Source organism: Aeromonas sobria (assembly GCF_006243315.1).
Lineage (GTDB): Bacteria > Pseudomonadota > Gammaproteobacteria > Enterobacterales > Aeromonadaceae > Aeromonas > Aeromonas sobria_A.
In genome coordinates, this window is the sequence record NZ_NKWE01000040.1 from 63,554 (window position 1) to 70,253 (window position 6,700).

The window sequence follows — 6,700 nt, forward strand, 5'->3', positions numbered from 1 at the left end:
TCCTTGAATCCATCCCTGCGTCAGGCAGCCTGACAGACCCGGTTCTTCCCTTCCCGCTTGGCCCGATAGAGGGCATCGTCCGCGCGGCGGAACAGGCGGTCAAAGTGCCACTCCCCCTGCCAGTGAGCGACCCCCATGCTGACGGTGATATGGATCCCCTCCACCTCGCTGGCCGCGAGCTGAACCAGCAGTGACTGGCACCGGGCGCTCGCCTCGTCTGCGGTGACATGGCGAAACAGCAGCACAAACTCCTCGCCACCAAAGCGACCGGCCAACACGCCCTCCCGCTCGCGCAGCAACAGCCCGACCCGCTCCAGCACCCGATCGCCCACCTCATGACCATGCCGATCGTTGATCTGCTTGAAGTCATCCAGATCGAGCACCACCAGCGCCCCCTGCGATGCAGGCCGTCCCCGGGCCAGACGTTCCATAAAACCACGGCGATTGAACAACCCGGTCAGCAGGTCATGACTGGCCTGATAGCGCAACTCCAGCGCCCGGTGCTGGTTACAGAGCAGCAGCACCCCGAAGGTAAGCATGGAGCTACCCACCAGCATGGAGACATAGGGCAACACGTTGAACAACTGGCGCTGGAACGGACTTTCGATCACCTCGCCCCAAACGGCAAACATCCGCATCAGGGTCATGGCAATCAGTACCAGATTGAGGCCAATCAGCACCCAGACCGCCACCTGATAATCGGGTCGGCCGTGACGCCAAAGCTGCCAGATGATGAGCGCACTGAGCACCAGGAAGGTGGCGCTGCTGATCATCACCCGCACCGCAATCCGGCCATCGATGGCGACCGACCAGGTCATGATGATGGCAAACAGCAAGATGAATCCCCAGCAGGCACGCCAGCCGGGCGCTTGACGGAAGAAGCAGCGCTGGGCGACCAGCAGCAACAACACATGAAAAATCAGAAAAACATTGCCAACCCAGGAGCCATAGGGGGTGGGGGTCAGCAGCAGACTGGCGAATCCCGCCTGACCCAGCATGGCAAACAGGCTGGACCACCACCAGACCCCGATGCCGGGAATATCATGGTGAGTCACGCGAATGATGGTGAGAGTGAGGAAACCGAGACAATAGCCACATAAGGCCATGATCATCAAAGTAAAAATATCCAGCTTGAGCAGTAGTGAGGCGTCCATACCAAAGCCATGCAGAGAGGGTAACTGAGTATATGAGAAGCGTTTGCCAAGACCCAGAGGGCCCTGACCGTTTTCACAATAAAAACATCCAGTTCACCTGTTTTCACGCTGCCATATCACTATCGCCATACCGTCACCAGATGCTCGATGCATACCCGCTGACGAGATCCACCAGACTAAAGCCACATGCGAGCCCCTCGCAGTGTAACAAAATGTCTTAAGCATAATTTGGGCTTGAACCCACCCCATTAGATAGATATGTTGTTTTCGTGTGATTTTATGAATGAAGCCATGGGCAATAAATGTCTCTAACCTGTTGAGTCTTCTGACACAATCTGTTCTTGGTACATTTTTCACTCAACCACTATTCATAGCATCTCATATGGGGCTTTTGTCCCGTTCAAGACATTCATCCTGTCTTGCCTGTTGCCGGATGCAGCAGTCTCTTGTGCCACGGAGTCGCACGGGATCAGGTTCAAGGCCGAACACACCACCGACAGAGACGTCACTTATGATCAAAAAACTGATTCTTTCTACCCTGCTGTTTTGCGGGATCGCCACGGCGGCCCCGACCCCGGCTCCCACTTCTACCCTGGATGCAGTGCTCGAACGCGGCGTGCTGCGGGTCGGCTTCGATGCGGGCTATCAACCCTTCGAGATGACCAACAAGCAGGGCCAATACATCGGCTTTGACGTGGATCTGGCCAAGATGGTCGCCAAAGAGATGGGGGTGAAGGTCGAGTTCGTCAACACCGCCTGGGATGGCATCATTCCGGCGCTGCTGACCAACAAGTTCGACGTCATCATGGGCGGCATGACCGTCACTCCCCAGCGCAACCTGCGGGTCAACTTCGCCGATCCTTACATCGTGGTCGGCCAGACCATAGTCCTGCGCAAAGAGAAGGTGGGCGAAATCAAATCCTTCACCGACCTCAACGATCCCAAGTACAAGATCGCGGTCAAGCTCGGCACCACCGGCGAGCAGGCGGTCAAGCGCCTGATCCCCAAAGCCACCCTGCTGCAGTTTGAAACCCAGGATGACGCCAAGCTGGAAGTGATCAACGGCAAGGTCGATGCTTTTGTCTATGACCTGCCCTACAACGCCATCTTCGCCTCTCAAAATCAGGGCGCCGTGGTACACCTCGACAAGCCGTTCACCTTCGAGCCGCTGGCCTGGGCCATCCGCAAAGGGGATCAGGACACCCTCAACTGGTTCAACAACTACCTGCGCCAGATCAAGGGCGATGGCAGCTACGACCGTCTCTACAAGAAGTGGTTCGAATCCAACGCTTGGCTGAACCAGCTCAAATAACCTCCGGGGGGCGGCACCTTGCCGCCCCTGCACCACGCAGCGCCCCCCACAATAACGAGAAGAGGTTGTGACTGTGCACACACCCAAAGCGACAAGACAGATGGAAAAACAGCCCAATCAGCTGCTCTGGCATGGGGTCTTCCTGCTGATGCTGCTGGTTGCCGTCTTCGGCATCTACAAGGCTGTCCAGTCCGTGGATTACACCTGGCGCTGGGAACGTATTCCCCAATACATCGCCTATCAGGCGGAGCAGAATAATCTGGCCGAATTTGACGGCACCGTAATTGCCGGCACCACCAGCGCAGAACAAGGCAAGCTGTTCCTGCAAGACGATCTCGACCCCAATGTGCGGCAAGCCATCGCCAGCACCGGCGTACAAGTCGCCGAAGGGGATACCATCTTCCGGGGCGATACCCTCGACACCCAGCTGAGCTGGACCGCTGGTCCCATCGCCTGGGGCGTCTGGGTCACCGTCAAGCTCTCGCTGGTGGCGGGCATCTTCGCCATCCTGCTCGGCACCCTGGCCGGGCTGGCGCGCCTCTCCCCCAACCCCGCCCTGCGCAATCTGGCGGTCACCTATGTAGAGCTCATCCGTGGCACGCCGCTGCTGGTGCAGATCTTCATCGTCTACTTCTTTATCGGCACAGTGCTGAACCTCGATCGCTTCACCGCCGGGGTCGCCGCGCTGGCGGTCTTTACCGGCGCCTATGTGGCGGAGATCGTGCGCGCCGGTATCAGCTCCATCCACAAGGGGCAGATGGAGGCGGGTCGCAGCCTTGGCCTGACCTCGGCCCAGACCATGCGCTACGTCATTCTGCCGCAGGCATTCAAGCGGGTGCTGCCGCCGCTGGCGGGCCAGTTCATCAACCTGATCAAGGACTCCTCGCTGGTCTCGGTCATCTCCATCACCGATCTGACCAAGGCGGGGCGCGAGGTGGTCAGCTCCACCTTCAGCCCGTTCGAGGTGTGGTTTACCGTCGCCCTGCTCTATCTGGTGCTCACCGGCACCCTCTCTTTCCTGGTTCGTCGTCTGGAGGTGAAATATGCGCGCAGCAACTGATCCCATTATCAAGGCTCAACAGGAGTCGAGAAGTGCTGCCATCACCGACACTCCCAGCACCTTCACGGTTCGTTTTCTGGAGGCGAAATATGCGTACAGCAACTGATCCAATTATCAAGGCAACCGGAGTAGAGAAGTTCTACGGCACCGAAGTGCACGCCCTGAAAAATGTCAGCACCCAGGTGGCCGAAGGGGAAGTGGTGGTGATCGTCGGCCCCAGCGGCTCGGGCAAATCGACCTTCCTGCGCACCCTCAACCAGCTGGAGACCATCAACGACGGCAACATAGTGGTCGATGGCATCTGCCTGACCGAACCGGGCGACGTCAACAAGCTGCGGGAAGAGGTGGGCATGGTGTTTCAGTCCTTCAACCTCTTCCCCCACCTCAATGTGCTGGACAACATCAGTCTCGCGCCGCAAAAGGTGCGCGGCCTGTCGCGCCGTGATGCCGAAGACAGGGCCAAGGCGCTGTTGCTGAAAGTAGGGTTGTCGGTGAAAGCGGCCAGCTATCCCTCCCAGCTCTCCGGCGGTCAGCAGCAGCGGGTGGCCATCGCCCGGGCACTCGCCATGCAGCCGCGCATCATGCTGTTTGACGAGCCCACCAGTGCACTGGACCCCGAAATGGTGGGAGAAGTGCTGGATGTGATGAAAGGGCTGGCCCGCGAGGGGATGACCATGGTGGTGGTGACCCACGAGATGGGCTTTGCCCGCGAGGTGGCGGATCGGGTGCTCTTTATGGAGAGTGGCGAACTGCTGGTGGATGAGAAGCCTGCCGACTTCTTCGACAATCCCCCCTCCCCGCGCCTGCGCCAGTTCCTGAGTCAGGTGCTGTAGCCAACACTCAAAGAGGGATAAACGAAGAGGGACCGCAAGGTCCCTCTTGTTATGCGTCACGCTGGAGCAGACTCAACCCAGCTGAACCCGAGTCCCCATCTCATCGGCTCAGCGCGGGGACTTTCCCAGATAGCGCTCCACGATCACTTTCACCCCGTCACGTTTTTTGAGCTGATAGAGCTCCTTGTCAAACTGTTCGATAAAAGCCTGTTTGTAGGGATACTCCCCCTTGCGGCTATAACCGAGAAACCCCTGTTCCTTGCTGAGCACCGGCCCCTGTTTGAGCAGGGACATATCGGCCACCGCCAGCTGATCCCCCTTGATCATGTTGAGCAGTTCATAGAGCAGGGAGAGGCGATCATTGACGGTGCAATCGACCCGGCCACGGACAATCTTGAGCAGGTTCTCCCGGTTGCTTTTCACCTCCTCCACGTCGATCTGCTTCTCCTTCACCGCCTGCCAGAAGGCATCGCCGCCAATGGAAAATCCGGCGTTCATGCCAAAGCGCAAGCCGTGATAGTCGAGCGGAAACCTGGCCTGCGGGGTATTGGCCGCCACACTGGCGCCACACATCACCACCAGCTCTTCATCGAGCATCGGCTGGGAGTAGGGCCAGATATAGGGGCGGGCATCGGGCAGGTAGTAGGGCGGAAAGATGGCAAAGGCGGCCCCCTGCTCGATCATGCTCAGACCCCGCCGCCAGGGCATGGGTTTGAGCACCACCTCATAGTCACTCATGGAGGCGGTCACTTCGCGGATGATGTCGGCATAGATGCCCCTTACCTCCTCTCCCTCCTGCCAGGAGTAGGGGGGATAGGCGGCATCCGCCAGGATCTCGACCCGGGTCTTGGCGTGAATGCCGCTACAAAATACCAGCAATAAACAAATCCATAAGCGCATAAGCCCGATACTCCCGCAACACAGCCTGCATCAAGCATAGCCAGCTCATGTCATTTCCTGAGCGCCTGTTGCAACTTTCAGTCACGATGAACCCGCCAGCTGGCGTCCCGACATGTACCAGGCTACCGCGCCGATAAAATGTTAATGAAATATTAAAGCCATCCTTTATGCTGGAGAGCAATTGCTCTGAATGGATGGCCGCTATGGATGTGCAACTGCTCCTGCTCTATCTCTCCCCGATTTTTCTGGCCTTTATCGGCTGGGAGATGCTCTACCTGCGCAAACATGGCGCCGCCTTTCCCACTGCCACCTACCAGTGGCGAGACTTGTTCGCCAACGCCGCTCTGGCCCTGATGCATCAAGGAGGGGATGCGCTGGCGGCCATCGCCATCGTTTACCTGTATGACACCCTCTGGGGCTGGCGGCTGTTCGATATCGAGCTGAACCTCTGGAGCGTGCTACTGCTCTTCTTACTGCAGGATCTCTGCTACTGGCTGTTCCACTTCACCAGCCACCATGTGCGCTGGCTGTGGGCCTCCCATGTGGTGCATCACAGTTCGGAGCAGCTCAACCTCTCCACCGCCTTTCGCCAGAGCCTGATGTATCCGGTCTCCGGCATGTGGCTGTTCTGGATCCCGATGATTGTCATCGGCTTCCCGCCCGAGACGGTGGTCGCCACTGTGCTGCTGAGCCTGGGCTTTCAGTTCTTTGTCCACACCCAGGTGGTGGGCAAGCTTGGTCGGCTTGAGTGGATCTTCAACACCCCCTCCCACCACAGGGTGCACCACGCCAGCAATGCCAAGTACATAGACCGCAACTTCGCCGGGGTGCTGATCATCTGGGATCGGCTGTTTGGTACCTTTGTGGAAGAAGACCCGGCCGAGCCGTGCCGTTTTGGCATCACCAAACCGATCCACAGCTTCAACCCCCTCACCCTCACCTTCCACGAATGGCGCGACATGCTGCGCGATGCCCGTGGCCTGCCGTGGCGGCAAAAGCTCGCCGTGCTGTTTGGCAAACCGGCCGGGCCAGCCAGCCGTTGAGCCCTCGTCCTGAATAGCAACTCCCGGATAGCAAGTTCCTGATAACAAGTCCCTGATAACAAAGAGAGCGCCACTGTGGCGCTCTATTTTATGGTCAGTCACAGCTTCGATATCAGAGATGGGCAAACGACCAGACGGCGGGAATGAGGCTCAGCAAGGTCACTCCGGCCAGCCATCGCTCGCGGCCGCTCAGGCGCAGATCCGCCCCCAGCTGACGGCGGCTGTAGAGAAACAGCAGCAAACCCGGCCCGTAGAGCAGTAAGGAGAGCAGCAGATACTCTACCCCGGCGGCATAGAGCAGCCAGAAGCCATAACCGCTCGCCACCAGCGCCACCGCCCGCATTAGGACCCTGCCCTGCCCGCCCTCACTCTCGCCACTACACGAGAGCTTGAGCAGG

Annotated in this window: 6 protein-coding genes and 1 pseudogene; 4 read left to right on the plus strand and 3 right to left on the minus strand. The window is 58.7% G+C overall.

The window, feature by feature from the left end:
* Window positions 1-20: 20 nt before the first annotated feature.
* Window positions 21-1,154: a GGDEF domain-containing protein gene (locus CF137_RS13295; RefSeq protein WP_139719582.1), complete on the minus strand. Its 1,134-nt coding sequence runs from the start codon at window positions 1,152-1,154 to the stop codon at window positions 21-23.
* Between the two features lie 511 nt (window positions 1,155-1,665).
* Here CF137_RS13295 and CF137_RS13300 point away from each other — a divergent pair.
* From CF137_RS13300 to CF137_RS13310, 3 genes are all read left to right on the plus strand, one after another.
* A complete protein-coding gene (locus tag CF137_RS13300) occupies window positions 1,666-2,466 on the plus strand; it encodes a transporter substrate-binding domain-containing protein (protein WP_162511900.1) in 801 nt (266 codons plus the stop codon).
* Between the two features lie 100 nt (window positions 2,467-2,566).
* Entirely contained in the window at window positions 2,567-3,526 is a 960-nt protein-coding gene (locus CF137_RS13305; protein WP_101321456.1) for an amino acid ABC transporter permease, read from the plus strand.
* 89 nt (window positions 3,527-3,615) lie between these two features.
* Window positions 3,616-4,359, plus strand: coding sequence for an amino acid ABC transporter ATP-binding protein (locus CF137_RS13310; protein ID WP_139719584.1), 744 nt, complete (start codon window positions 3,616-3,618; stop codon window positions 4,357-4,359).
* A 108-nt stretch (window positions 4,360-4,467) separates the two neighbouring features.
* Here CF137_RS13310 and CF137_RS13315 read toward each other — a convergent pair whose 3' ends face one another.
* Complete coding sequence (locus CF137_RS13315; protein WP_139719586.1) at window positions 4,468-5,259, minus strand: substrate-binding periplasmic protein; 792 nt, start codon at window positions 5,257-5,259, stop codon at window positions 4,468-4,470.
* 203 nt (window positions 5,260-5,462) lie between these two features.
* On the opposite strand from CF137_RS13315, the gene CF137_RS13320 reads away from it, so the two are divergent.
* Entirely contained in the window at window positions 5,463-6,302 is an 840-nt protein-coding gene (locus CF137_RS13320; RefSeq protein WP_162515936.1) for a sterol desaturase family protein, read from the plus strand.
* A 112-nt stretch (window positions 6,303-6,414) separates the two neighbouring features.
* Here CF137_RS13320 and CF137_RS13325 read toward each other — a convergent pair.
* A pseudogene (locus CF137_RS13325) lies at window positions 6,415-6,700 on the minus strand (arginine:ornithine antiporter); the annotation flags it as partial.

What these genes read in the sequence shown, in the direction of transcription:
- CF137_RS13295 (WP_139719582.1), bottom strand. Translation starts at nt 1,154, where the DNA reads ATGGACGCCTCACTACTGCTCAAGCTGGATATTTTTACTTTGATGATC.
- CF137_RS13300 (WP_162511900.1), top strand. Translation starts at nt 1,666, where the DNA reads ATGATCAAAAAACTGATTCTTTCTACCCTGCTGTTTTGCGGGATCGCC.
- CF137_RS13305 (WP_101321456.1), top strand. Translation starts at nt 2,567, where the DNA reads ATGGAAAAACAGCCCAATCAGCTGCTCTGGCATGGGGTCTTCCTGCTG.
- CF137_RS13310 (WP_139719584.1), top strand. Translation starts at nt 3,616, where the DNA reads ATGCGTACAGCAACTGATCCAATTATCAAGGCAACCGGAGTAGAGAAG.
- CF137_RS13315 (WP_139719586.1), bottom strand. Translation starts at nt 5,259, where the DNA reads ATGCGCTTATGGATTTGTTTATTGCTGGTATTTTGTAGCGGCATTCAC.
- CF137_RS13320 (WP_162515936.1), top strand. Translation starts at nt 5,463, where the DNA reads ATGGATGTGCAACTGCTCCTGCTCTATCTCTCCCCGATTTTTCTGGCC.